The organism is Paraburkholderia sp. JHI869 (assembly GCF_038900775.1).
In the GTDB taxonomy this organism is placed as follows: domain Bacteria; phylum Pseudomonadota; class Gammaproteobacteria; order Burkholderiales; family Burkholderiaceae; genus Paraburkholderia.
Map to the genome: position 1 here is coordinate 13,968 of NZ_JAYMSC010000022.1, position 26,002 is coordinate 39,969.

The following is a 26,002-nucleotide window of genomic DNA, read 5'->3' on the forward strand; positions in this document are numbered from 1 at the left end:
CCAATCCGGATCATCTTCATGTCCCAAAGTCCCCCGTCAGTGGGCGCGCCCAGCACGCAGCGCATCGTCAAGGTGCGACGCGACTACAACGCCTGGGTCGGTGACGAAACGCTCGAAGACTACGCGCTGCGCTTCACGCCGCGCTCGTTTCGCCGCTGGTCGGAACTGCGCGTGGCGAATACCGCAATTGGCGCGGTGTCGTTTCTCGTGCTCGAGGCGATCGGGGGAAGTCTCGTCATCAACTACGGCTTTACGAACGCGATCTGGGCGATCGCCGCCGTTTCGGTGCTCATCTGGCTCACGAGCCTGCCGATCAGCTATTACGCGGCGCGCTACGGCGTCGACATGGACCTGCTCACGCGCGGCGCGGGCTTCGGCTATATCGGCTCGACGCTTACCTCGCTGCTCTATGCCATCTTCACGTTTATTTTTTTCGCGCTCGAAGCGGCCATCATGTCGCTCGGGCTGCAACTCTATTTCCACATCTCGCTATGGATCGCGTATGTGCTGAGTTCGCTCGTCGTGATCCCGATCGTGATGTTCGGCATCACCCTCATCAACCGCCTGCAAAGCTGGACGCAGCCCCTTTGGCTCGTGCTGCTCGCGCTGCCGTATGCGGCCGTGCTGTGGCACCATCCGGGCCTCGTCCGTGACTGGACGACGTTCGCGGGCTTTGCGCCGCAAGGGCGCGCATTCAGCGTGATCGCGTTCGGGCAGGCATCGACCGTGGTGTTCGCGCTGATCGTGCAGGTCGGCGAGCAAGTGGATTACTTGCGCTTCTTGCCGCCGCTCACGGCGCGCAACCGCACGCGCTGGTGGCTCGCGCTGCTTTCGGCGGGACCCGGCTGGATCGTGCCCGGCGCGCTCAAAATGCTCGGCGGCGCGTTTCTTGCTTTTGTCGCGATACAGCACGAGGTCGATGCCTCTCATGCGGCACAGCCCACGCAGATGTATCTCGTCGCCTATCATCTGCTGCTCGATCCGCTCGGGCTCGCGAGCTGGGCGCTGCCCGTCATGACGCTTTTCGTGATCGTTTCGCAGTTGAAGATCAACGTGACGAACGCCTATGCGGGCTCGCTCGCGTGGTCGAACTTCTTCGCGCGACTGACGCACAGTCACCCAGGCCGCGTGGTCTGGCTCGTGTTCAACGTGATGATTGCGTTACTGCTCGTGGAAATGGGCGTATTCGAGGCGATCGGCAAGGTGCTGTCGCTCTACGCGAACATTGCGATCGCGTGGGTGGGCGCGCTATTTGCCGATCTCGTCATCAACAAGCCGCTCGGCTACAGCCCGCGCTACATCGAGTTCAAGCGCGCGCATCTCTACGACGTGAATCCCGTGGGCGTGGGCGCCATGCTGATCGCCGCAGCGGTCGCGATGCTCGCGCAGAGCGGCATGCTCGGCGTGCTTGCACAGGCCATGTCATCGTTCATCGCGTTCGGCGTAGCGTTCGTCTGCGCGCCCGCGCTTGCGATCGTCACGCGCGGGCGCTACTACCTCGCGCGTGATGCGCAGCCCACGGGCGACGCCACCTCGCTGCGCTGCGCGATCTGCGAGAACACCTTCGAACCCGACGACACCGCATACTGCCCCGCGTACGGCGGCACCATCTGCTCGCTGTGCTGCTCGCTCGACTCGCGCTGCCACGACCGCTGCAAGCCGCACGCGCGCTTCGCCTCGCAGGCAGACCGCGCGCTGCGCCGCGTGTTTCCGGGCCTGCGGCTCGGCCCCGCCGCGCTGCGTCTCACCCATTACGCGAGCCTCGTGATAGCGATGCTTGCGGTGCTGGCGAGCGTGCTGTATCTGATCTGGTCGCAGAGCGTGACGTCGCTCGCCGCCAACGGTGCGTCGTTCGACGGCGCCATGGCGAGCAGTTTCCTGAAAATATTTTTCTCGCTCTCGCTGGTGGGCTGCATCGCCGCCTGGTGGTTCGTGCTCGAGCGCGAAAGCCGGCGCGTCACGCAGGAAGAATCGCAGCGGCAAAACGAATTGCTGGTGCTCGAAATCGACGCGCACCAGAAAACCGACGCCGCGCTCAAACGCGCGACGGCCGCCGCCGAATCGGCGAATCAAGCGAAGAGCCGCTACGTTTCCGGCTTGAGCCACGAGTTGCGCACGCCGCTCAATAGCATTCTCGGCTACGCGCAATTGTTGTTGCAGGCGAAAGACGAGCTTTCGGCGAACCGCTATAACGCGGTCCGCACGATCCACCGCAGCGGCGAGCATCTGCTCGCGCTCGTCGACGGGCTGCTCGACGTCGCGCGTATCGAAGCGGGCAAGCTGCAACTGAACATCGCGCGTGTGCCGCTCGCCGATTTCGTCGCGCACGTCACGTCGATGCTGCGTCCTCAGGCGCTCGAAAAGGCGCTGGCCTTCGACGTGCAGACCTTCGGCCGCCTGCCCGCCACGGTGCGCTCCGACCAGAAGTGCATGGGCCAGATCCTCACGAACCTGATCGGCAACGCCATCCGCTTCACCTCCGCCGGCACCGTGACGCTACGCGTCAGTCACGTGCTCGACACGCTCAAGTTCGAAGTGATCGACACCGGACCCGGCATTCCCGCGCCCGAGATGGAGCGCCTGTTCCTGCCGTTCGAGCGTGGCGACGCCGCACACGCGCATGACCACGGCGCGGGACTCGGGCTGACGATCTGCCGCTTGCTCACGCAGGCGCTCGGCGGCAGTCTCGAAGTCGACAGCGAGGTGGGGCGCGGCACGCGCTTCGTGGTTCGGCTCTTTGCGCCCGCCGTCGACAGCGCCGCCGACGCGCGCACCGAACTCGCAGCCATACGCGGCTATACAGGCCAGCGCCGCGCGATTCTCGTCGTCGACGATCTCGCGGATCAGCGCGGCATCGTCGTGCAATTGCTGACGCCGCTCGGCTTTGACGTCGCCGAGGCGGAGAGCGGCCCCGAGGCGCTGCGCTGGCTCGCCACGCACAGCGCCGACGCGATCATCATGGACATTTCCATGCCACTCATGGACGGCTACGAAACGAGTCGCTTGATCCGTGAAAGCCAGTTATCGAACGCGCCCGTCGTGCTGCTTTCGGCAAACGCGTTCGCCGACGACCGCGAACGCGCGAGCGCGACCGGTTGCGCGGGCTATCTCGTGAAGCCGCTTCAGGTGAACGTGCTGCTCGACAAACTCGCGCAACTGCTCGCGCTCGACTGGATTGCATCCGATGCGTTGCACGCGCGCGCGGCACCCGGCGAGGCGACAGCGCACGCGGTATGGCCGCCAGTGGTACTCGAACGTCTGCGGGCGCACCTCGAAGTGGGCTACGTGCAAGGCGTGATCGAACAACTCGACGCGGCGCGCGCGACATGGCCCGCGCTGCAGGAGCAGATCGACGTGCTGCGCGCATTGGCGGAGCGGTTTCAGCTAAGGGAACTCGAACATGAACTCGACCGACTGCCACGCTCCGCCGATGCGTGACGCGTGGACGATGAGCGGCGCCAACGCGACGCCTGGGTGGCTCGATGAGCGGCCTGTCGTGCTGATCGTCGACGATACACCGGACAACCTAGCGTTTCTCTCCGATGCGCTCCAGGCAAACGGTTACGCGGTACTGGTCGCGCTCTCCGGCGAAGACGCGTTCAAATGCCTCGCGCGCGTGACACCCGACGTCGTGCTGCTCGACGCAATGATGCCGGGCATGGACGGCTTCGAAACCTGTAGCCGCATGAAACAGGACGTTCGCCACGAGCATCTTCCCGTGATCTTCATGACCGCGTTGACGGAAAGCGAGCACGTTGTGCGCGGCTTTCGCGTGGGTGGGATCGACTATGTGACGAAACCTGTTCGGCCCGAGGAGGTTAGCGCACGCATTGGCGCGCACGTGCGACGCTCGCGCGCACAGCTCTATGCGCAAGCGGCGCTTTCGCTCGATGCACGCGCGGCGCTGATCGTGGGTGCCGATGGCGCGATCCGCTGGCAAAGTCCGCAGGCCGAGCGCCAGATCGCGGCCTACTCCACCGCCGAAGCCGTTCACGCGGATGAGGCAACGCTCGCCGTTGCGCGCCCCACGTTGCCTCCGCTGCTGCGCGCCTGGTTCGCGGACTGGCTCGCGCGTGGATGCGAACCCGATGCCGTCTACGAGTTCGCGGCGGAGAACGTTCGTCGCTCGGCGAGTGCAAGGCCTGCGCCTGAGCCTGGCGAATGGATCGTTATCCTCAAGGAAATAGACGATACCGTGCATCGCAATGCGCTCTGCGCGCGCTTCGGCCTGACGGCGCGCGAAGCTGAAGTGCTACTCTGGGTTTCGCGTGGCAAAACGAATCGCGACATCGGCGACATTCTCGGTACCGCGCCACGCACGGTCAACAAGCACCTCGAGCATCTGTTCCGCAAGCTGCACGTCGAAACGCGTGCCGCTGCCGCCGCGCTCGCAATAAAGATGCTGGACCGGACCTGAATGGTGTTGAACGATCGCCGACGGGAAACTGCCGCGATGCGTCCATGAACATTGCAGGAGGAATGGCCGCTTCAGTTCAGGATGAGCCAACGATGTTCGTCTCCCCGACAGTGCGCTCCGGGTCGTCAAGCGTCTTTGGCTTCAATTGTCATCAGTCATCTGCCGACGTTCGCCTCCGCGGACGGCGGCTATGAGTGCAACCCTATCGGTAACGCCGTCTTGCCCTGTGGGCAACACGGGTAAAAATACGATCAATCACACACAAAATTACTACGGATTACGATATATATATATATATTCAATCCGCGAATGCCCCCTCCAGATCAGCGAGGCTGGCGTCGTACGTCGGCGAGCCAACTTGCCAACGTTTCGTCGTCGATGCGGTACCTGCCGACGGAAAGTCTCGTCATGGGATATGGAAATGCGAGCCTGCGCAGGGTGTGCGAGGTGTCGGGCGCTTACGACGCAGGCTGCGGCGCAGGATCACGACATCGGCGTGCCAGCCGCGCGCCTGGGCGATCCCCCTCTACCTGAAGACCGGCTTTCCCCGCGCCGCGGTGTCGGGGTGAAATATTGATAGACCGGTAGTTGCATTTTCCGAGTCGACGGGCACGGTGACTAACGGCCGATGACGATTTGACAGTTGGCGCGCGTAGAGTCGAAACGCGCGCAAGGAGTTGAGCACAGCAGCCGTCAACCTCGGAATCAGGCAGACGCTCTGAAGCGCGAGACATGGGCGATGTCTGCCCCGGCTGAAGCGCTCGTTCCTTGCCGGTTCGCGGGCAGCATGTTTCGCCCTCCTGCAGGTGTTCGTCGACTTGATAGCGCCTCGTCTATCTGATTCTCGATACGCACGACCGGCTCGCGTATTCGGAGTTGATGGCGGTCGTGCTCGAGATCGGCGCGTTGGGGTTTCTGCTCGACAGTGGAGCGAGGCTGCTTTATCGCCGCTTCGGCGCGCAGCGTGAGGAATGATCGGCGCATCACACGCGAATGCGTTTGCTTGCCCCGCGAACAGTCGAAGGTACAGCCGCTGCAGAAAGGTGACTCGTCGCAACGGCTCATCTGACCGTCAATTCAGCGCGACCGCGGCTGCCGCGCCCACAGGTGAGCCTTCGATAGCAACGGAAGGCTGGCCGTCCGGACCGACCGGGACATCGCCAACGAGCGTCGTGCGATACAGCTGTCGGTCGAAGTCGAGATCGAAAATATCGGTAGGCGCGAGGTGCGCAGTCGAGCGGTTGTCCCAAAACGCGACGCTGCCCGCGTCCCACTTGAACCGCACCGTGAATTCCGGCCTCGTGAGGTGCTCCCAGCGCAGTTCGAGCAGAACCTGGCTCTCGCGCGGCGCGAGGCCCACGATCGGCACGCTGCATGCCGGCACGGCGCTTCCATTGCAATGGCGTCGACGACCTCCGGATCAATGCGCAAACCAGATAACGGGATGAAAAATCGTTGGTTCTGGATCATTCTGCGTCTTCAGCGAATAGCCGCTCGGGTTGTAGCGGCCAGAGGCGCTCGCTTTCGTGATTCGATTGGCGGACGAGCTCTTCACCCGCCGTTCAGGCCGCGCGCGCGAGTTTCGCTGACTTGAAACTTCGCGCAATGCTCTGCGTCAGCACGGCGATCGCCGATTCCATCTTGCCGATGGCGCGCGAACGCACGATCCGCACGGTGATCTCCGGCTTGAAGTCACTCACCTGCACGACGTCGAGCGAAGCGCAATGCACGCTCGCCGCTACGAGCGGGTACGGCACAACGCCGAGGCCTACACCGTCCGCGACGAGCCCCAGCTGCAATTCCGTGCCCAACGTCTCGAGGTTCAGCTTTAGCACATGGCCTTGTGCAGCGAGCGCATGCTGCAGTCCGGCGCGAAAACCGCAACCGTCTGGATTGAGCACCCAGCCGTGCGACTGACATTCGGCGAGCGTATATGCGCGGCGCTTGAGCAACCCCTTTTGCGCGACCACGGCAAGCTTGAGCGAACTGAGCGACTCGCCAACGAGCGTCTCGGGCAACGCGCGATTCGCGGGCAACAGCACGACGGCCGCGTCGAGTTCGCCGTCCTCCACTTTTTGCAGCAGCGGCGCACCCCATCCCGTGGACACGCGCGCCTGCAACTCAGGATGTGCCTGGCGCAGCGACTGCAGCGCATCGAGCATCGCGATGTCGGCGACGGTTTGCGCCACGCCCAGGCGCAGCACGCCCGCTAGCGGCCCCTCCTCGTTCACGAGTTGCCGCAGCACGTCGATCTCTCGCACGATCGCGCGACACTGGTCATAGACCGCGCGGCCCATCGGCGTCGCGCGCATGGGTTTGGTGTTGCGATCGAGCAGTTCCACGCCCAGTGATTCCTCGAAATTCTGGATGCGCCGTGTCACCGCCGGTTGCGTTAGCTCGAGCCGTTCGGCTGCGTGGCTCAGCGACTCGCTACGCACGACAGCGACGAAGGCTTCGATCTCGTCGAGTTTCATGATGGTCCCGATTTAATGATCGAGTAGCTTAGCGTCATCGCTGCGATCCGTTCAAGCCGCTTCGTATTTGCCATCTGCATATTTCCATAGAAGAACAACGCGTTTGCCTTATAGGGACGCGCTCCGTATCGTGTCTGCTCGTCATACGCATTATCTGGGAAATATTTCATGCGCCGCGCTTATGTCCGCGCTTATGTCCGTTATCTCGTCGCGATCGCTGCAATGATGCCGGTTGTGGCGTTTGCCACGACACTCAAGGTCGGCGACCAGCAACTCCAGACGCGCGGCATTCTAGAAGCGTCGGGCCAGTTGAAGGACGTGCCCTATCAGATCGAATGGTTCAATTTCCCCGCCGCGCAGCCGCTCGGTGAGGCGCTCAATGCGGGCGCGATCGATGTCGGTGGCCTGGGTGACGCGCCGCTCATCTTCGCGTACTCGGCGGGCGCGAAGATCCGTGCGGTTCTGGCCTCACGCTCGACGCCCGTAGATCTCGCGATCGTCGTACCCGATAACTCACCGATCCACAGCGCCGCCGACCTCAAAGGCCGGCGCATCGCGACGACACGCGGCTCGATCGGCCACTATCTCGCCGTCGCCACGCTCGAGCGTGCGAACCTCAAGCTCACCGATGTGACCTTGTCGTATATGCAGCCCGTCGACGCACAGGCGGCGCTCGTCTCAGGCAACGTGGATGCATGGGCGACATGGGACCCTTATGTGGCGTTGAGCGAAGCGCGTCAACACGCGCGCAGTATCGCGAACGGCGTGGGCGTCTCCTCGGGCTTGAGCTTCGAGGCCGCCACCGACACGGCGATCCGCGACAAGCACGCAGAACTTGCCGATTTCCTGCGCCGTGTGGCGGCCGGCCAGCGCTGGGCGCTCTCGCATCCCGACGAAGTCTCGGCGATCCAGTCGCGCGTGACCGGCCTGCCCGCCGACGTGCTGAAGACGGTTTATCAGCGCGCGCAATTGCATCCCATTCCAATCGACGACAGCTTGATCGCCGAGCAGCAACGCACCGCCGATCTCTACCTGCGTGCGGGCGTGATCAAGACGCGTGTCGACGTCGCACCGAGCTTCGATAAACAGTTCTCGTCAGCCGTGAGCGCTTCCCAATGACCTCGGCACGGATTACCAAGGAAACGACATGGCTGACGTGACCACTTCTTCAAACCGCTATGTCCCGTCGTCGCGCTCGGGTTCGCGGCTTTCGACGGACCGCTTCTACTACTGGCTCTCCTGGGCTGTCCCTGTGCTCATCGTCGTGCTCTGGGAGATAGCGGCGCGCGCGCAGTGGATCACGCCACAAGTGCTTCCCGCGCCAAGCAGCGTCGCCGTCACCGCGTGGAATCTTGCCCGCAACGGCGACCTGTTCGTTCACCTCGGCGTCTCGCTGCTGCGCGCTATCGCGGGTTTTCTGATCGGAGGCGCAATCGGGCTCGCGCTTGGCGTACTGGTCGGCTTTTCGCAGCTCGCGCAGGCGCTCATCGACCGGTCGATCCAGATGGTGCGCGCGATTCCCTTTCTCGCGATGCTGCCGCTCGTCATCGTGTGGTTCGGCGTGGGTGAAGTCGCGAAGATTTTTCTCGTCGCGCTCGCGGTTCTCTTTCCCATCTACATCAACACGATGCTCGGCATTCGGCAGATCGATCCGAAGCTGATGGAACTCGCCAAGGTGATCGGACTGAAATGGCCGGCGGTCGTGCGCCGGATCATTCTGCCGGGCGCGATGCCCGCGATCCTCACGGGCGTGCGCTATGCGCTCGCGCACGCCTGGCTCGCACTCGTGATCGCCGAAACGCTCGCGACGACCAGAGGCATCGGCTTTCTCGCCATGGATGCCCGCGAATTCCTCCAGACCAACGTCATCCTGCTGACCATGATCATTTACGCGATCATCGGCGTTGCCGCCGACGCACTTGTGCGTTCGCTCGAAGCACGCTTCCTGTCGTGGCACGCGAACTACGCGAAGGGAGAGAAGCCATGAGCGCCACCGCCACGTTGCCGCGCCACGCGAACACCGTCACTCGCCGCGAAAGCGAAGCCGAGACCGCCACATCGCCATTGGCCGTATCGGTACGCGGGCTCCAACGCCGTTATGGCGCGCGTGTCGTGATCGATGCACTCGACCTCGATATCCGCAAAGGCGAATTCGTCGCACTGCTCGGCGAAAGCGGCTGCGGCAAGACCACGCTGCTGCGCGCGCTCGCTGGCCTCGACACGCCGGATGCCGGGCAGATTCGCGCACCCGAGCGGCCTTCCGTGGTGTTTCAGGAGCATCGTCTGATGCCCTGGGCCACGTTGTGGGAGAACGTCGCGCTCGGCCACGAGTCGAGCGTCGGCCGCGCCGGCGCGTCGCGCGCGCTGGCAGAAGTCGGCCTCGCGGGTCGCGAGCAGGACTGGCCGCGCAATCTTTCCGGCGGCCAGGCGCAGCGTGTCGCATTGGCGCGCGCGCTCGTGCGAGACCCCGCGCTGCTGTTGCTCGACGAACCGTTCGCCGCGCTCGACGCGCTCACGCGCATCAAGATGCACGGGCTCGTCAAGGAACTGGTCGCACGCCATTCGCCGGGCGTGCTCATCGTGACGCATGACGTCGACGAGGCGCTGGCGCTCGCTGACCGCATTCTCGTCATGCGTGCGGGGCGCATCGCCGCTTCGTTTCAACCCAAAGGCCACACGCCGCAAAAATTGCGGCTCACGCTGCTCGAGGAACTCGGCGTTCAGCCCCAATGAGCCAAGCTCCTCGGCATATAAGCAAGGATAACGAATGATTGACGCTTCACTGACCCGCCGCCAGCTCCTGCGCGCGGCGGGCGGCCTGCTGGCCGGCGCAGCTGCCGCGCATCTCCTTCCCGCTCGCGCAGCGCAGCCTGCCAGGCTCACGCGCAACACCGACACGGTCCGCATTGGCTGGGGCTACGGCGCGCTGCCTGACATCGCCAAACAACGCGGCGTATTCGAGAAAGCGCTCGCGGCGAAGAACATCAAAGTCGAATGGATCGGGCCGTTTCCGAACCATGCTCCGTCGATCCAGGCGGTGGTCGGCGGCAGCGCGGATTTTGGTTTCTGGGGATCAACGACACCTGCGCTCGCCGCCATGCTCGCGGGATCGCCCATCGTCTTCACGGGCTTCGACGTGTATTCGCCGCGCTCCACCGCCATCATCGTGAAGAAGACGAGCGGCATCAATTCGGTCGCCGATCTCACCGGCCGCAAGGTCGCGGTGAACCGCTCGGGGCTGGGCGAATTTCTGCTCATCGCCGCGCTGGAAAAACACAACGTCGACCGCAGCAAGGTCGAGTTCGTCTACCTCAATCCGCCCGATGCCGCGCCGGCGTTTGCGCAAGGCAAGGTCGACGCGTGGTCGATGTGGTCGCCCGCCGTCGATATCTCGCGCCATGCGAACGACGCAAAGGACATTTTCAACGAGGGACGCGATCTCGACTTCCTCATTGACTACAGCTCGCTCGTAACGCGCCGCAAGTTCACCGAGGAAAACTCCGAACTCGTGCGCGCCGTGCTCGACGCTTACTACGTGGAAGGCGCCTGGCAGTCGCAGCACTCGGCGGAGTCGGAAGCGCTCGTGCAAAGAGAAGCGAAATATCCGGATCAGGTGCGCGACTATCTGGCGAGCCTGAAGCGCGTGAACCAGTTCCACGAGCCGGACGATGCGGCCTTCATGGCGCAACTGCAACGGGCCGCGGACTGGCTCGCGCAACGCAAGATCATCAGCGCGCCCATCAAGGTCGCCGATTACAGCGTCAAGGTATGACGCGCCATGAACCGGAAAGCGTATGTCTGAAACCCACACCCCACCGCCCGGCGGTATCTCGCTCGTCTCACCGTTATCGGCGTCACTCGGGTTCTCCGAAGCCATAACCGAAATCGCCGAGACGGCGGCGCAGCGCGAGCGCGAGCAGCGCTTGCCGCACGAAGAAATCGCCGTGCTCAAGGCACTGGGCTTCGGCGCACTGCGCCTTTCCACCGACGACAGCGGTCACGGCGTGTCGTTGAGCGAGCTTTTCGCCGTGGCGCGCGACGTCGCAGCGGCCGATTCGAATATCGCCCACGCCTTTCGCAATCACTTCTGGCAGGTGGAGGCGGCCCTGGAACGGCGCGACCATCCTTTTCATGCGCATGTGCTCGACCTCGTGCGCCGGCGCAAGACGATCGGCCTGAGCTTCGTCGAAAGCGATGCGACGGCGGCAGGCGCGCGGCCGAGCCGCGTGCTGAGCCGGCTGGAATGGGACGAGCGCAGGCAGGCCTACGTGGGCTCGGGCGAGAAGGTCTACGCGACAGGCAATCTCTACAACGACGCATTCGTCGGGCTCGCCGTCGAGAGCCGTGAGAACGGCACCGTGCAATACGTGCTCGAACGAGGCGAAGGCGTCGGCACCGAGGACGACTGGCAGGGTTTTGGCCAGCGCCTGACCGGCTCGGGCACCGCGCGGTTTCGCGACGTCGCGGTGAAGGCCGAACATGTCTACCCGCCAGACCCGCCGAAAGCACCCGAAGCCGCGCCGTGGGGCTTCACCTTCCACCAGGTCTATCTCACCAACTGCATTGCCGGCATCGTGCGGCGCGTGGTTGTGGATGCGGTGGACGTGCTGCGCGTGCGTCGGCGCAACTTCTACCATGGCGACGCCGCGCAGCCCGCTGATGAACCGGCGCTACAGGCATTGCTGGGGCGCATTCGCGCCTACGCCGCGAGCATCGAGGCGAGCGCCGAACGCGCCGTGCAGGCGCTGCAACGCGCTGCGGAGAGCCGCGGCACGCGCGACGAGTACGCGAGCACCCTCGCCGCGACGCTCGCCGCCTCGGAAGCCAAAGTCGTGATCGACGATCTCGCGCCGCAAGTCGCGAGCTGGCTCATCGACCTGGGCTCGGGCTCGGTGGTGTCGAACGCGGCCGCGCTGGACCGGCATTGGCGCAATATCAAGGTGATTGCTTCGCACAATCCGCGCCTCTACAAGGAGCGCCTGCTCGGTCAGAACCTGCTGACCGGGCAGCTCCCGCCAACGGGCGCGTTCTTCTGATCCGGGCCGCGCGCCCGTTGTTTTATGCCGCCAGCTCGCGGCGCACGCGCGGCACGATCTCCTGGGCAAAGCGACGCATGTCGTCCTCGAAGGGCTGGAACTGCAGCATGAAGAGTTCGATCCCAGCGCGGTGAAATTCGGCGATGCGCCGCGCAACCGTGTCGTAATCGCCCACGAGCCCCGCTGCCGTGCCCCCATTGGAGCCGACGCGCGCCGAGCGTGCGAAGGTCTTGAACATCTCGACGTTCGGATCGATGTTGGCCTTCTGGCGCTCGCGCAGCGGCTTGTCGCGCTCGGCCAGCGTGAACAGATGATCGAGGTGCGCCTGGGCCTGCGCCTGGGTCTCTCGCGCGATCACGAAAGCGGACAGACCGAAACGCAAGGCATCGTGCCCATCGGGACGCGCACGTGCCGACACGTCGGCGATCAGGCCCGCGACATCGTCGAGCGGCTGGCCGTTGATGAACCACACGTCGCCGTGCGCGGCCACCAGATCACGCGCCGGCTCCGACTCGCCGCCCACGTAAATGCGCGGGCGTGCGCGGAAGGGATCGGCGGGAAGCAGCCGGTAGTCGTCGATCTGGAAGTGCTCGCCGTGGTGGCTCACGTTCTGACCGCGCAGCAAGGCATCGACTACCGTGATCCATTCGCGGCCATAGGCGTAGCGATCGTCGTGTTCCGGAAACGCAATGCCCGCGCGCTCCAGTTCCGGACGGTTCCACGCATTGACCAGGTTGATCGCGAAACGCCCGCCGCTAATGTGCTCGATCTGCTGCGCCATCTTCGCGAGCACGACCGGATGGTAGAGAAACGGCTTGATGGCGGCGATAATCTCGATACGCGACGTAAGCGCCGCCAGGGCGGCCGAGGCCGTCCACGCCTCCAGTTGATCGAGCGTGGGATCGTGTGGATTGACCGTATGCTGCGCGACGAGCACGGAATCGAAACCGAGGCGCTCGGCTTCGAGCACGAGCGCCTTGTTGCGGACCCACGATGCGTCGTAGGGCTCGGCAGGGTCCTGCAGCGCTGCGCGGCTTCCATGCACGAGCGCCCAGATGCCAAAGCGTGGGAAAGAACGGGACATTGCATGAAGGCGTAAAAGATAGGACGCCCATGCTAACGCCGCGCGCGCCGCGTTAAATCCAATATCTCCTGCTATCGAACCCGCGAAAACGCATAAAGCCTTCACGGCCCCTAGCGTGAGTCCACCGGCTCAGCACGGACCTCGCGATACACGCTGTCCGCATAGAACGACGGCTCGAAATCGAAGGGCACCGGGCCACTCATGCGCGCCTCGTGCGCGTCCAGATCCTCGATGAAAAGATCCTCGCTGATGCGCCGGATCACCGCGGGAATGTCGCGCTTCATGCTGGGCACGTCGCCGACCGGCAGCCCGCGACTGACGAACGCCGCCGGATTGAAGACGTGAACGTTGCGCAAAAACGGCGCTGCACCGGGCGTCTTCTCCAGGTACTCGAGTGCCGCACCGAGATACGGATGCGCGCCCAGCGCATCGTCTTGCTCGTGCGCGGCGGGCGTGTGGTGATCTCGCCAGAGCCGCACATGCGCGGCGAACTCGGCAAGCTCGGGCCGAGCGTGCAGATCGACGGCATAGCCCGTCCCCGCAATCACGAAATCGAATGCAAACGTCGTGTCGTTCACACGCGCCTGCACGCGCGCGCCTTCGACCTTCGCGACTTGCCACACTGCGTCCAGATGCAGATGAAAATTTGGGAAGCGCGTCACGCGCGATACAGCGTCGGCGGGCGGCGTCGAGCCCGCGCGGCGAAAACGCAGCGCCTGACGCCAGCGCAGCGCGTCGGGCAGCGCGGGATAGTTGTCGTACGCACCCGGATACGCGCGGGCGCGCGTGACCGGCAAGCTCGGCAGCAACGCGCGCCGAACGAAAAGATGCACCTCGGCGGCGCCCGCTTCGAGAGCCGTCGCCGCCGCATCGAAAGCCGAGGCGGCGCCGCCCACGACCGCGACGGACCGGCCGCGCAACGCGCCGAAGTCGATCGCGTCGGACGTATGCGCGACGTGCGTGCGCGGCAGTAACGCCAGCGGTGCGATGAGATTCGGTTTGCCGTTGCCCGCGACGCCGTTCGCAAGAATGACCTTGCGTGCCGTTTCCACGCGCTGCTCGACGGCTTCGCCATCGCGAACGAGCAGATGCAGCCTGAAGTGCGTGCCGACAGGCTCGATGCGCGTGAGCGTCGTCCCGTATCGAACCGCAATGCCGAGGAACGTCCGATACCACGCGAGATAGTCCGCCCACTCCTCGCGGCCGATGCGATCGAACGCGGCGTAAGCGGCCTCGCCGTGGCGCGCTTCGTACCACGCCTGGAAGCCCAGCGCGGGCAAGCCTGCCTCCGGCCCCGCCAGCGATTTGGGCGTGCGCAGCCGCTGCATGCGCGCGCGCGTGGTCCAGACGCCCGCGAGCGGCGCGGCAGCGGCGCTGTCGATCACACTGACCTTGCCGATTCCCGCGCGCCGCAAGCCGAACGCGAACGCCGTGCCGCTCTGGCCGCCGCCCACGACGACGACGTTGTGATCGATGCCGGGACGGGCGACAACCCAGTCTTCCGGATCGGGGCCGATGAGACGCAGAGTTTCGTGCGCGTGGCGGTCGTGCAGCGTGGGTTCACTCATGAGGACGTCCTGCGAAGGGCGCGCACAGAAGAGGCGCGGAAGCTTCGAGTATTGGCCAGCTCCTGCATCCTGCCAAAGAATGAATCGGACTTTCCTTTTTCGCCGGGCAGCATCACTTCATGTGCAAATGGAATGTTTATCAGCATTCAATATTTAAGACTCGCATGGATGGATGCTAGCCTCTTCTGATCGAATCACGGTCGGCACGGCCTTCTTCGTATCGCTCCGGCCTGACCCGCATCCAACCGAGGAGCCCGCATGAGCATCGAATTCATCGGCATGATCCAGCAACGCAAGGTGTCGGAAACCCATCGCGCAGAAGGCCCGGCCATCGACGTCGATTACGTTCGCGACTTCGCGCAGGCGCACGAGCGCGCGGGCTTCGACCGCATACTCGTGCCGCACAGCTCGGTCAGCCCCGACGCCACGCTCACGATCGCGTATGCAGCGAGCGTGACTTCGCGCGTGCATTTCATGCTGGCGCACCGCCCCGGCTTTGTCGCGCCGACGCTCGCCGCACGCCAGCTCGCGACGCTCGATCACTTTTCCGGCGGCCGTCTCGCCGTGCACTTCATCTCGGGCGGCAGCGACGCCGATCAGCGCCGCGACGGCGACTATCTGAATCACGACGAACGCTACGCGCGCACCGACGAGTATTTGCAGGTCCTCAAACGCGTCTGGACCGAAGACAAACCGTTCGACCACGAAGGCCGCTTCTATCGCTTCGAGCAGGCCTGGTCGGAGGTGAAGCCGCGTCAGCAGCCGCATGTGCCGATCTACTTCGGCGGCGCATCGCAGGCCGCGCTCGCGGTCGCGGGCAAGCACGCGGATGTCTATGCGCTGTGGGGCGAATCGAAGCAAGGCGTGGCCGACCTGATCGGCCGCGTGCGCGCGGAGGCCGCGAAACACGGTCGCAACGTGCGCTTTTCTGTTTCGTTCCGGCCGATCCTCGCCGACACGGAAAAGGCCGCGTGGGAGCGCGCCGAACACATCCTCGCCGAAACACGCCGCCTGCGCGCCGAACAGGGTCTCGACCAGGGCGACCCGCTGCAGAGCGAAGGCGCGCGCCGGCTGCTCGCCGCCGGTGAAGGCGACGGCGTGCGCGCCGACGAACGCCTGTGGACCGCCGTCGCGAAGGAGATCGGCGGGCGCTCGAACTCGACCGCGCTCGTCGGCACGCCCGGGCAGGTCGCGCAAACGCTCGCCGAATATCACGCGCTGGGCGTCACGACGTTCCTGATTCGCGGCTTCGATCCGCTCGAAGATGCCGTCGACTATGGCCGCGAGCTGATTCCGGCCACGCGTGAGCTGACCTCGCACGTGCGCGTCGCCGCCTGAAGCCAGCCGATACCGTCCGGGAAACCGCCATGACTCACACCACCATCGCAGACCTCGCCAGTACCGACCTGCGACACGCCCCCGTGCGCAAGTTCTGGTTCGACGACGAAGCGCCCATGCGCACGCCCGTCGAAGAGCGACGCCATCGGCAGGAACGGCTAGCAGGCGCGTTCCGCCTCTTCGCGCGTTATGGATTCGATCAGGGCCTCGCGGGGCATATCACCGCGCGCGACCCCGAATGGCCCGATCACTTCTGGGTCAATCCGCTCGGGCTGCATTTCGGGCGCATCAAGGTTTCCGACCTGCTGCTCGTGAACCGGCACGGTGAGATCGTCGTAGGCGCCGGGCCCGTGAACCAGGCCGCGTTCGCCATTCATGCGGCCATTCACGAAGCGCATCCCGAGATCGTCGCCGCGGCTCATACACACTCGCTTTACGGCAAGGCCTGGTCGACGCTCGGCCGCACGCTCGATCCGCTCACGCAGGACGCCTGCGCGTTCTACGAAGACCATGCGCTCTTCGACGACTTTCGCGGTGTGGTGCTCGACACCAGCGAAGGCGCGCGCATCGCCGACGCACTGGGCGATCGCAAGGCGGTGATCCTCAAGAACCACGGCATTCTCACCGCGGGGCCGAGCGTCGAAGCGGCGGCGTGGTGGTACATCGCGCTGGAGAACGCCTGCCACACACAACTGCTCGCGCAGGCCGCCGGCCAGCCGCAGCCGATTCCCCACGATGTCGCGACGCTCACGCACGAACAGGTGGGACGCCCAGGCGGCGCGCGCTACGCGTTCGAGAGCCTCTACGCGGGACTCGTCGAGCACGAACCGGATCTGCTCGACTGATGGGCATCCACAAGCTTCGCCGCTTCGTCGGCACGATCGCGGAACTGCTCGACCGGGCGCCGCGCGAGCCCAGGCTGATCGAACACGGCCTGCATGCGCTGCGCGAACTCGTGCGCGAGGACGACTGGCTGCCCGACGCCTACGCCGTGCCCTCGCCCGAGCGCTACCTGCAATATCTGCTCCATGCCGACGCCCGCCAGCGCTTCTCCGTGGTCAGCTTCGTCTGGGGACCTGGCCAGCAGACGCCGATCCACGACCATACCGTCTGGGGCTTGATTGGCGTGCTGCGCGGCGCCGAGTATGCGCAGCCCTACGCGCACGACGCGGCCGGCGCATTGCGGCCGCTCGGCGACGAGGTGCGGATCGAACGCGGCGAAGTCGAGGCCGTCTCGCCCACGATCGGCGACATTCACCGTGTGCGCAACGCGTTCGACGACCGCGTATCCGTCAGCATTCACGTGTACGGCGCGAACATCGGCGCCGTACGTCGATTCACCTATCCGCTCGACGCGCCGCCGAAGCCCTTCGTCTCCGGCTACTCGAACGACACGCTCCCGAACTTCTGGGACCTCACCAGGGAACCCACTGCCTCATGAAGTCATTTCCCACGCGCACGTATCAGAACGTGCGCGACGCACTGCTCGCCCGCCGAGAGATTGCACTGCTCGACGTGCGCGAAGAAGATACGCATGCGCAAAGCCATCCCCTCTTCGCCGCCAACCTGCCGCTCTCGAAGCTCGAACTCGATGCCTGGACGAAGCTGCCGCGTCGAAGCGTGCCTATCGTGCTGCTCGACGACGGCGAAGGATTTGCGCAGCGCGCGGCCGTGACGCTCAGTGAACTCGGCTACACCGATATCGCCATGCTCGAAGGCGGCCTCTCGGGCTGGATTCGCGCAGGCGGCGAAGTGTTCCGCGACGTGAACGTGCCCAGCAAGGCGTTTGGCGAGTTCGTCGAATCGGAACGCCACACGCCTTCACTTTCGGCGCAGGCGGTGGGCGCGCTCCTCGCGAGCGGCGAAGACGTGATCGTGCTCGACGCCCGCCGTTTCGACGAATACCAGACGATGAACATTCCCGGCAGCATCAGCGTGCCGGGCGCGGAACTCGCGCTGCGCGCCCGCGCGCTCGCGCCCGATCCGGCCACACGCGTGATCGTGAACTGCGCGGGGCGCACGCGCAGCATCATCGGTGCGCAGTCGCTCGTCAACGCAGGGCTGCCGAATCCCGTGGCGGCGCTGCGCAACGGCACTATCGGCTGGACGCTCGCGGGGCAAACGCTGGAGCACGGCAGCGCACGCCGCGTCGATCTCGAAGCGGGTCGCGACGCCGTCACGCTGTCGACATCGCAAGCGGCCGCCACCGCGCTCGCCAACCGCGCGGGCGTCGGGCGAACGACGCTCGCTGAAGCCGCTCGCTGGGCCGCCGATACATCGCGCACCACGTACCGCTTCGACGTGCGCACGCCCGCCGAGTACGAGCACGCGCACGCGCCGGGGTTTCAGGGCGCGCAAGGCGGCCAGCTCGCTCAGGAAACCGAAATGTTTGCACCGGTGCGTGGCGCGCGCGTGGTGCTGTTCGACGACGATGGCGTGCGTGCCAACATGACGGCGTCGTGGCTCGCGCAGATGAATATCGACGTGTACGTGGTGGATGAAGCCCGCGCCGACGATCTCACCGAGGCGGGGGCATGGCACGCGCCGAAACCCGCGGCGCCCGGTATCACGTCGATCGCGCCGGAAGCGCTAGCAGCACGGCTCGCCGAACCGGATCACGGCACCATCGTGCTTGATTTCACGTCGAGCGCCAATCACGTCAAGGCGCATATCCCAGGCGCGTGGTGGGCGTTGCGATCGCATCTCGCCCCCGGCTTCGACGACCTGCGTACGCTACCGGATGCGCGGCGCTACGTCGCCGTGTGTATGACGAATGCGCTCGCACCGTTCGCTGCATCCGACATTGCCGAGTTGACGGGCAAGCCGGTGGAAGTGCTCGAAGGGGGCACCGCGGCATGGATAAGCGCCGGGCTGCCCGTGGCGAGCGGCGATGCGCGTCTGGCCTCGCCGCGTACCGACCGCTATCGGCGTCCCTATGAAGGCACCGACAACGCACGCGAAGCGATGAACGCCTACCTCGAATGGGAGTACGGTCTGGTCGCTCAGCTCGGCCGCGACGGCACCCACGGCTTCTTTGTGATCTGAACGCCGCGTTCGCGCTTGCCGCGCGTCAAGCCGCCCGCCGCTGCGGCCGCAAATCTGGCGCGGAACGCAGCAGCAGCTTCGTGTATTCAGCCTGAGGAGCCGAAAAGACCTCGGCCGTCGCGCCAGTCTCGACCGCGCGGCCGTCCTTGAGCACCAGTACGCGGTCGCTCACATGCTGAACCACGTCGAGGTCGTGCGAGATGAACAGCAGCGCGGTGCCGAGCCGCGCCTGCAGTTCGCCGAGCAGATCGAGCACCTGCGCCTGCACGTAGACGTCGAGCGCGGAAACGGGCTCGTCGCAGACGATCAACGCGGGCTCCGAAGCAATCGCGCGCGCAATAGCGATGCGCTGGCGCTGACCGCCCGAGAGCGAGACCGGCAGACGATCCAGATAACTTGCATCCAACCGGACCTGCTCGAGCAGCGTCACGCTGCGATCCAGCACGGCGCGCTGCGCCAGCCGCTGGGAATGCAGGCCATCGGCGAGCAGCCGGCCGACGCTGTGACGCGGGTCGAACGCGCTCAACGGATCCTGCGGGATATAGCGCATGAGCGGCCGCCGCTGGCTGCGCTGCGTCTCGCTCACGCCCGTGCCACTCCAGCGCTCGCCGAGAAACTCGACCCCACCGCTCGTCGGCGCGAGCAGGCCCAGCACGATGTTCGCCGAGGTGCTTTTGCCCGACCCCGATTCGCCGACGATGCCGAGCACCTCACCCTCGCGCACGTCGAACGAGACGTCGTCGAGGGCGACGAACGCATTCGCGTCGGCCTTGCCGCGCGCGTACCGCTTGCCGATGCCGTGCGCTCGCAGGACGATGCCGCCCACCGCGCGCACCCGGGGCGGCAGCGGCTCGCGCACGACGGCGCCCCCACCCTGCTCGTCGAAGCGCGCGGAGCTGAGGCGATAGCCGCGCGACTGCGCGCCCGGCTGTGCAGCAAGCAACTGGCGCGTGTAGGCATGCGCGGGCCGCTCGAGCACGTCGCGCGTTGGCCCGCTGTCGACGACTTCGCCACGGTGCATCACGATCACGCGATCGGCGATGCCCGCCACCACGGCGAGATCATGGCTGATGAGCAGCACGCCCACGCCCGCCCGCAAACGCGCCTCCAGCACCGCGAGCACCTGCGCCTGCACGGTCACGTCGAGCGCCGTAGTCGGTTCGTCGGCGATCACGAGCGCGGGGCTCGCAGCGATCGCCGAGGCGATCAAGGCGCGCTGGCGCAGTCCGCCCGAAAGCTCGTGCGCATACTGTGCGGCGCGGCGCTCAGGCTGCGCAATGCCGACGTCGCGCATCACCGCATGCACGGCGGCCACGCATTGCCCGCTCGACTGTCCCTTCACGTGGCGCGTCAACGCCTCGCCGATTTCGCGGCCCACGGTGCGCAACGGGTCGAGTGAAACGAGCGCGTCCTGCATCACGAGTCCGGCGAAACCGCCGCGCACCGCGCGCCAGTCACGCTCACGAAACGCGAGCGCCGCGCGGCCGTCAATCTCGAAGCGCTGTGCGTCGACGCGCGCGTGCGCGCCCGCAAGCCCGATCAGGCTTCGTGCAGTCAGGCTCTTGCCCGACCCCGATTCGCCGACGAGCGCCACGCATTCGCCGGCGCGAATCGCCAGATCGACGCCGCGCACGAGTGCACGGCCGCCGTTGACGTCGTCGAAGCCAATCGACAGGCCCGTCACATCGACGAGCGTGCGGCCAGGCACGCGCGCGCGCGTGGCTTCTGAGGTGAGGATCTCGTTCATCGCGTGCGGACTCCATAGATACGCGCCAGGTGTTTGCCGATCGTCGTGAACGCGATCACGGTTAGCGTGATCGCCAGGCCCGGAAACACGCTCGGCCACCACGCAACACGCAGGACGTCGCGCCCTTCAGCGAGCATCACGCCCCACTCCGGCGTCGGCGGCTGGGGACCGAGCCCGAGAAAGCTCAGCCCCGAGACCGCGATGATGGCGCTGCCGATGTCGATCGTCGCAATCACTGGCACCGCCGCCAGCACGTTCGGCAGCACGTGCCGCCAGAACACTTCGCGGCGCGACAAGCCGAAGATCACGGCCTGCGTCACGTAGTCGGCGCGCCGTACGACGAGCGTCTGCGCGCGCAACACGCGCCCGAACTTCGGGATGCCCGCAATGCCGACCGCAACGGCGATATTGATGATGCCCTGCCCGAGAAACGCCACCACGAAAAGCGACAGCAGCACGGGCGGGAATGCGGAAAGCACGTCGAACACGCGTGACGCCGATTCGTCGACAAGGCGCCGGCCGAGTCCCGCACACAGACCGATCACGAGTCCGATCAGCAGGCTCACGAGCATGCTCGCCAGGCCGATGAGCAGCGAGTAGCGCGCGCCGTAGACGATGCGCGCGAGCACGTCACGACCAATGCGGTCGGTGCCGAGCCAATGCGCCGCGTCGGGCGGCTGCATGGCGTGCGCGACGTCGCTCACCAACGGGTCGTAAGGCGTGATGGCGGTGGGCAGCACGATGGCGAATACAAGCAAGGCGAGAAACGCGGCCGCGAGCACCACGGAAGTCGGCACGCGCCTCAGTTGCCGCAAACCAGCGGTGGCGCGCAGGCCGGTCGAAGCCGGCGTCGGGGAAACGGAAATGTCGCTCATTTGCTGCGCAACCTCGGATCGATGAAGAGGTAGGCGATGTCGAGCGCGGTCGAGATCACCACGTGCACGAAGGCGGCCAGCAGCACGACGGCCAGCACCACGGGGACGTCCTGCGAAGTCACGGCATCGAGCGTGATACTGCCGAGTCCCGGCCGGCCAAACAGCTTCTCCGTGATGACGGCACCGCCGAGCAGACCGCCGATCAGCCAGCCGCCGAGCGTCACGACCGGCAGCAACGCATGGCGCAGCAGATGCCCCACGCGCAGCCCCGCTTCCGAAACGCCGCGCGCACGCACGGTAATCACGAACGGCCGCTCGAAGGCGTCGTCGAGCGCCTCGCGCATGACCTGCGAGAGCATGCCCGCGGTGGGCAGCGCGAGCGTGATGGCCGGCAGCACGAGTGCGCGCCACCCCGCGCCGCCTGACACCGGGAACAGGCGCCAGTGGAACGAGAACGCGATGAGCAGCAGCAGCCCGCCCCAGAAGACCGGCGTGGACGTGAACACGAGTTCGGCAGCCGATGCGAGGCGTGTCGGCCACGTGCCGCGTGCTGCCACGCCCGCAGTGGCCGTGGCCACGACGAGCGCCAGCAGTACAGCGAGCACGCCCGCCGAAGCCGACAGTTCGACCGTCGGCCACAGCTGGCTGACGAGCACCGTGCCCACGGGCTGCTGCAGCACAAACGAGGTGCCGAGATCGCCGCGCGCGAGGCGCAGCACGAACTGTCCGTACTGCCAGAGCAGGCTGTGGTCGAGGCCCCATTGGGCCGCGATCGCCTCGCGCAGGCCAGGATACGAGAGGTCGCCCGCGAGTATGTCCTCGATGCGGCCGGGCAAGGCGTGTATCGCCACGAATGCAGCGCTGGCCGCCAGCCAGAGAACCAGCAAGCCCGTCAGCAGACGGATCGCCACTTTGCGCGCCATCTCATCCCCCCTGCTTATCGACCCAGAGCTCGTATGCGCTCGCGGGACCGTCGAGTTGCGGCTCGAAGCCGACGCCATGCACCGACGACTTTGCGGCCAGATGATATTGCGGCGCGTACAGCGGCACGATGTAGCCTTGATCGACCGCGTATTGCTGGATCTCGCCAAGCAGCTTGCGCCGCTGGTCGCCCACCGGCAGCCTGCGCGCTTCGTTGATCTTGCCCGTGAGCGAGGCATCGGACGCGGGAATCGCCTGGTACAGAAACCCGCGATCGCCAAGCATGTCCCACAGTTCCATTGCGACGTCTGACGGGTTGTCCGTGTTCGGATAGATGCTCCAGATGCCCGTATGTTGCTGGCTCGCGAACTCGCCCGCCGTGGTGATACGCAAACGCAGGTCGAGCCCAACGTTCTGCCGCAGCGCCGACTGGATCGCCCGGATCAGCACGTCGCGGCTGTCGCGAATGTACGGCTGCGGATAGCCCACTTCGACCGTTAGACGCTTGCCGTCCTTCGTGCGGAAGCCATCACTGTCACGCGCGGTCCAGCCCGCCTGGTCGAGCAGATGGTTCGCCTCGGCGACCTTGTTTCCCCACGAGCCCTGCAGCGCCTTCGCGTAGTCGGGATTGTCGGGGCCGATGTTCGACCAGGCGCGCCGCACCGTGCCGAGATAGACGCTCTTGACGATGCCATCCAGATCGAAGCCGTCGCGCAAGGCGCGGCGCACGCGCGCATCGTCGGCGGGCCAAGCCGTGTAATTCACGTTGAGCGTAAAGGACGTCGTGGCGGAAGGGCCGGTCAGGAACTGGAAGCCTGCGACATGATCGAACACGCTGGCGTCGGTAGGCTGCACGCCTTCGATCAGATCGACCTGTCCCGAACTCAGCGCGCCCGTGCGCACCGAAGCTTCCGGCAGGAAGCGGTACACCACCTTGTCGAGCCATGCCGGCCCCTGGTGCTGCGCGGCTGCGGGCGCCCAGTGGTAGTCGGGGTTGCGCGTGAAAGTCGCCGACTGTCCTCGCTGATACGCACTGAACACGAATGGCCCCGTGCCAACGATGCCGGGGCCGCCCCCGCACAAATCGTGATTCGACGCGAGCGCCTTGGGCGAAATGAAACCCAGCTTCACGCTGGACAACGATTCAAGCGTGGTCGAATCGGGTTGCTTGAGCACGATGCGCGCGACTGACGGCGAGACCGCTTCGACATGATCGAGATGCACGAGCAGCGAAGCGGAAGGCGCCGTCGTCGCCGCATTGGCGATGATGTAATCGAAATTGGCCTTCACCGCCTGGGCATCGAATGGCGTGCCGTCGGTGAAATGTACATCGTCGCGCAGATTGAACGTATAGGTCTTGCCGTCGTCCGAGACGCTCCATGACTTCGCGAGCCAGGGCGAATACGAACCATCGCGCTGCTTGTAGATTAGCGAATCGACGTAATTACGGATCACCCAGAACGCGTTTTGTTGCGACGAGCGATGGGGATCGAAGCACGCGGGCTCGGTGGTCACACCCCACGTGAGCGTGCCGCCCGATGTGGGCCTGCCCGCGGCGCTCTGCTGCGCGGCCTGCGCGCTATTCGACTGGTTGCACGCCGCGAGTTGCACAACCGCGCCCAGCACGATCAACGCCTTCGCAGCATGGCGCAATGGCTTTTTCGATCCCAGATACATGTTCCGCCCTGTCGACTTGAAGGGCGTCCATATCATCAAATGAAACAGCCAGGGTCAACGATGAAAAAGCCATAAGCTTGCACGCGTGTGTGGCATATGCAAATGACGGCTTCGATGACGACCACGCCTCGCCGCTCGCACCAGCCAGTTGTGACCGATGATTCACCGCATCACCCGGCCGCCAGCTTGCCGCGCTGATCGATCCATAGTCGAGCCCAGCGAGAGGCGTACGCGATAGCGTGGTCGGGCTCGAAAAAATAATCGAGCGCTTCGAAAGAAAACGAAGATTCGAGCGCGGGCGACCTGTTCTCGATGGTCAGGTTCGCCGCGTAGAGCCCGCTCGGCAACGCGTGTGCAGACGGCTCGACGCTATATCCCTTGTATCGCATGAAGGCTCCCGTGAAGTCAGGCGCGGAACCGGCCGTCCGCGGTACTTCATGCTAGTGCGCGCGACACGCGACGCCAAAGAACGCTTTGGCGATAGCAAATCAACGCGAGCGTCACTTCGTCATTACGATGTGATTCGCGCCCAGCATGCTTCGATTCAACGCAAAGCAGATATGGTTTGCGCAAATCGTTATTTCGCGGTTGTCCAGATTCGGGATTACGCTGATCTCCGTTGTCGCCTGCACGCGTTCGCATCGCTTTTCGGCAAGCGAGCTGTGCGGTGGATCACGCGCCATCTGATAAGGATTGCATACGAAGTAATTTCTCGCCGTGCGTATGCGAACCACTCAACCTCAACCGAAATCCCTACTTCGATCCATACGGAGACCGATTCATGGCCGCTTTGCCCGGTTCCAGCCTCACCCCAGCAGCCCCGAACGGGAAACGCCGCAAATGGCTGCGCGCGGCGGGTGCCACGGCGCTGAGCGCCCCGGTTTTGACGCTCGGCCGCAAGGCATGGTCGGCGCCACCACTCAAGCCGTTCACTTTTGCGTGGGCGCCGAACGGGTTTTGCCTGACGCCTGTCGCCGTTGCGCAAGAGCAGGGTTTTTTCGAAAAGAACGGTCTGAAGGTCAATCTCGTCAGTTACGCAGGTTCGAACGATCAGCTCCTGCAAACGCTTTCCACGGGCAAGGCAGATGCTGCCGTTGGCATGATTCACCGCTGGCTCAAGCCGCTGGAGGCGGGGTTCGACGTCAAGATCATCAGCAGCGTGCACGGTGGCTGCGTGCGCCTGATCGGTGCGAGCGCAGCAGGTGTGACCTCGCTCGCCGCGCTCAAAGGCAAGACCGTGGGCGTGAGCGATCTCGCTTCGCCCGGCAAGAACTTCTTCGCCATCCTGCTGCTCAAGCACGGCATCGATCCGGACCGCGACGTAAGCTGGCGCCAGTATCCCGCCGACCTGCTCGATGTCGCGGTCCAAAAGGGCGAGATCCAGGCCATCGCCGACGGCGATCCGAATCTTTATCTGCTGGAGCGGCAGCGTCCTGGTGCCTATACGCATCTCGCCAGCAATCTTTCCGACGAGTACGCCCACAAGGTCTGCTGCGTGATCGCCGCGCGCGGGTCGCTGCTGCGCAGCGATCGCGCCACCGCCGCCTCGCTCGCGCGCGCGCTCATCGAGGCCACCGACTTCTCGCGCGAGAACCCAAGGGAAGCGGCGAAGTCGTTCGCGAAGTACACGCCGAAGTTCGCGGTCGATGACCTCGTGAAGCTCTACTCGACGCTGACCTACGATCACCATCCGATCAACGTCGATCTCCAGCAGGAGATCGCCTACTTCGCCGAAGACTTCAAGCGCGCCGGCGTGCTGAAGCCGACCACCGATCCGCAGCGCTTTGCCGCGGCCGTCTACACCAACGTACTGGGGTAAC

20 protein-coding genes and 2 pseudogenes are annotated in these 26,002 nt (G+C 65.2%); 13 read left to right on the plus strand and 9 right to left on the minus strand.

Annotated elements, in window-relative coordinates:
• The first annotated feature begins 18 nt into the window (after positions 1–18).
• The 3 genes and pseudogenes from VSR72_RS29845 to VSR72_RS29855 all read left to right on the plus strand — a co-directional run.
• Entirely contained in the window at positions 19–3,438 is a 3,420-nt protein-coding gene (locus VSR72_RS29845; protein WP_342955879.1) for an ATP-binding protein, read from the plus strand.
• Positions 3,439–3,448: 10 nt separating this feature from the next.
• Entirely contained in the window at positions 3,449–4,417 is a 969-nt protein-coding gene (locus tag VSR72_RS29850; RefSeq protein ID WP_342955985.1) for a response regulator transcription factor, read from the plus strand.
• An 828-nt stretch (positions 4,418–5,245) separates the two neighbouring features.
• Positions 5,246–5,392, plus strand: a pseudogene (locus VSR72_RS29855) (ABC transporter permease); the annotation flags it as partial.
• Positions 5,393–5,489: 97 nt separating this feature from the next.
• Here VSR72_RS29855 and VSR72_RS29860 read toward each other — a convergent pair.
• Positions 5,490–5,819: pseudogene (locus tag VSR72_RS29860) on the minus strand (TauD/TfdA family dioxygenase); the annotation flags it as partial.
• A 160-nt stretch (positions 5,820–5,979) separates the two neighbouring features.
• Positions 5,980–6,891, minus strand: a complete 912-nt coding sequence (locus VSR72_RS29865; protein WP_342955880.1) for a LysR family transcriptional regulator — start codon at positions 6,889–6,891, stop codon at positions 5,980–5,982.
• A gap of 222 nt (positions 6,892–7,113) precedes the next feature.
• On the opposite strand from VSR72_RS29865, the gene VSR72_RS29870 reads away from it, so the two are divergent.
• Genes VSR72_RS29870 through VSR72_RS29890 form a run of 5 tightly spaced genes read left to right on the plus strand, consistent with a single transcriptional unit; the run spans position 7,114 to position 11,927 of the window.
• On the plus strand, positions 7,114–8,010 hold the full coding sequence (locus VSR72_RS29870; RefSeq protein WP_342955986.1) for an ABC transporter substrate-binding protein: 897 nt from the start codon (positions 7,114–7,116) through the stop codon (positions 8,008–8,010).
• A 28-nt stretch (positions 8,011–8,038) separates the two neighbouring features.
• Positions 8,039–8,878 (plus strand): ABC transporter permease subunit, encoded by an 840-nt coding sequence (locus VSR72_RS29875; protein WP_342955881.1) that lies wholly within the window; start codon positions 8,039–8,041, stop codon positions 8,876–8,878.
• The gene (locus VSR72_RS29880) at positions 8,875–9,624 is read left to right on the plus strand and encodes an ABC transporter ATP-binding protein (protein WP_342955882.1); all 750 of its coding nucleotides are present in this window, start codon (positions 8,875–8,877) and stop codon (positions 9,622–9,624) included. Before VSR72_RS29875 ends, VSR72_RS29880 begins: the two co-directional genes overlap by 4 nt.
• A gap of 34 nt (positions 9,625–9,658) precedes the next feature.
• Positions 9,659–10,663, plus strand: coding sequence for an NrtA/SsuA/CpmA family ABC transporter substrate-binding protein (locus tag VSR72_RS29885; RefSeq protein ID WP_342955883.1), 1,005 nt, complete (start codon positions 9,659–9,661; stop codon positions 10,661–10,663).
• 22 nt (positions 10,664–10,685) lie between these two features.
• Complete coding sequence (locus VSR72_RS29890; protein WP_342955884.1) at positions 10,686–11,927, plus strand: acyl-CoA dehydrogenase family protein; 1,242 nt, start codon at positions 10,686–10,688, stop codon at positions 11,925–11,927.
• A 22-nt stretch (positions 11,928–11,949) separates the two neighbouring features.
• On the opposite strand, the gene VSR72_RS29895 is transcribed toward VSR72_RS29890, so the two are convergent.
• Both VSR72_RS29895 and VSR72_RS29900 read right to left on the minus strand, forming a co-directional pair.
• On the minus strand, positions 11,950–13,011 hold the full coding sequence (locus VSR72_RS29895; protein WP_342955885.1) for an LLM class flavin-dependent oxidoreductase: 1,062 nt from the start codon (positions 13,009–13,011) through the stop codon (positions 11,950–11,952).
• Positions 13,012–13,121: 110 nt separating this feature from the next.
• Positions 13,122–14,579 carry an NAD(P)-binding domain-containing protein gene (locus tag VSR72_RS29900; protein ID WP_342955886.1) on the minus strand — a complete coding sequence of 486 codons (1,458 nt, stop codon included), beginning with the start codon at positions 14,577–14,579 and terminating at the stop codon, positions 13,122–13,124.
• A gap of 258 nt (positions 14,580–14,837) precedes the next feature.
• Between VSR72_RS29900 and VSR72_RS29905 the strand changes: the two genes are divergently transcribed.
• The 4 genes from VSR72_RS29905 to VSR72_RS29920 are packed head-to-tail and all read left to right on the plus strand — an operon-like array spanning position 14,838 to position 18,962.
• Entirely contained in the window at positions 14,838–15,917 is a 1,080-nt protein-coding gene (locus tag VSR72_RS29905; RefSeq protein ID WP_342955887.1) for an LLM class flavin-dependent oxidoreductase, read from the plus strand.
• Positions 15,918–15,946: 29 nt separating this feature from the next.
• Complete coding sequence (locus VSR72_RS29910) at positions 15,947–16,762, plus strand: class II aldolase/adducin family protein (protein ID WP_342955888.1); 816 nt, start codon at positions 15,947–15,949, stop codon at positions 16,760–16,762.
• The gene (locus VSR72_RS29915; RefSeq protein ID WP_342955889.1) at positions 16,762–17,358 is read left to right on the plus strand and encodes a cysteine dioxygenase; all 597 of its coding nucleotides are present in this window, start codon (positions 16,762–16,764) and stop codon (positions 17,356–17,358) included. Before VSR72_RS29910 ends, VSR72_RS29915 begins: the two co-directional genes overlap by 1 nt.
• On the plus strand, positions 17,355–18,962 hold the full coding sequence (locus tag VSR72_RS29920) for a rhodanese-related sulfurtransferase (RefSeq protein WP_342955890.1): 1,608 nt from the start codon (positions 17,355–17,357) through the stop codon (positions 18,960–18,962). The genes VSR72_RS29915 and VSR72_RS29920 overlap by 4 nt, the downstream gene beginning before the upstream one ends.
• Positions 18,963–18,987: 25 nt before the next feature.
• On the opposite strand, the gene VSR72_RS29925 is transcribed toward VSR72_RS29920, so the two are convergent.
• The 5 genes from VSR72_RS29925 to VSR72_RS29945 form a co-directional block, all read right to left on the minus strand.
• The gene (locus VSR72_RS29925; RefSeq protein WP_342955891.1) at positions 18,988–20,709 is read right to left on the minus strand and encodes an ABC transporter ATP-binding protein; all 1,722 of its coding nucleotides are present in this window, start codon (positions 20,707–20,709) and stop codon (positions 18,988–18,990) included.
• Positions 20,706–21,584, minus strand: a complete 879-nt coding sequence (locus VSR72_RS29930; RefSeq protein ID WP_342955892.1) for an ABC transporter permease — start codon at positions 21,582–21,584, stop codon at positions 20,706–20,708. Before VSR72_RS29930 ends, VSR72_RS29925 begins: the two co-directional genes overlap by 4 nt.
• On the minus strand, positions 21,581–22,507 hold the full coding sequence (locus VSR72_RS29935; RefSeq protein ID WP_342955893.1) for an ABC transporter permease: 927 nt from the start codon (positions 22,505–22,507) through the stop codon (positions 21,581–21,583). Before VSR72_RS29935 ends, VSR72_RS29930 begins: the two co-directional genes overlap by 4 nt.
• A gap of 1 nt (position 22,508) precedes the next feature.
• Entirely contained in the window at positions 22,509–24,182 is a 1,674-nt protein-coding gene (locus tag VSR72_RS29940) for an ABC transporter substrate-binding protein (RefSeq protein WP_342955894.1), read from the minus strand.
• 170 nt (positions 24,183–24,352) lie between these two features.
• Positions 24,353–24,571, minus strand: a complete 219-nt coding sequence (locus VSR72_RS29945) for a hypothetical protein (RefSeq protein WP_342955895.1) — start codon at positions 24,569–24,571, stop codon at positions 24,353–24,355.
• Positions 24,572–24,963: 392 nt separating this feature from the next.
• On the opposite strand from VSR72_RS29945, the gene VSR72_RS29950 reads away from it, so the two are divergent.
• Positions 24,964–26,001, plus strand: coding sequence for an ABC transporter substrate-binding protein (locus VSR72_RS29950; protein ID WP_342955896.1), 1,038 nt, complete (start codon positions 24,964–24,966; stop codon positions 25,999–26,001).
• Position 26,002: the final 1 nt, after the last annotated feature.